The organism is Brevibacillus sp. SIMBA_040 (assembly GCF_046535075.1).
In the GTDB taxonomy this organism is placed as follows: Bacteria; Bacillota; Bacilli; order Brevibacillales; family Brevibacillaceae; genus Brevibacillus.
This window is the reverse complement of the sequence record NZ_JAWRXI010000069.1, coordinates 1-401: the sequence shown is the minus strand read 5'-3', so window position 1 is coordinate 401 and position 401 is coordinate 1. Positions and strand designations below refer to the sequence as shown.

1 protein-coding gene is annotated in these 401 nt (G+C 44.6%); it reads right to left on the bottom strand.

Translation table 11 applies throughout. The features are described 5' to 3' along the window. The coding region (locus SB752_RS31990) for a hypothetical protein (protein ID WP_410719440.1) at positions 1-401 on the bottom strand (401 nt) is incomplete at both ends.

Here is a 401-nt window from a genome sequence, read left to right as displayed (position 1 = left end):
ACAAGATTGATGAGCTTTTCGTCGTTGCTCGAATATGATGACTTGATCAACGATCAGCTTACTATCCACCTTTATGCTGACTAAGCCGCTATCGTCAATAAACTGTATCGCGGAAGCTTGCGAATACTCAGTCACTCTTAGCTTTCTTAGAGCCACACCTGGGTAGTGGATTTCTATAATGTGATTGAAATGCTGCGGCGAGTATGTCGGGCGAAAATTATCGAGCTCCGCTTTGGTAACCTCACGTTCCAAAGGAGCGGCAAGAAAGTGACTGAATTGTTCTATAATCGCCCCATCCTTGGTAGGGCGAGTCTCGCTGATTGCTGTTATGGCGAATATATCTTCATGGTAGTAATACAAATTTACTGAATGAAGTAGTGGAGCGTCGGGCAATCCGTCTT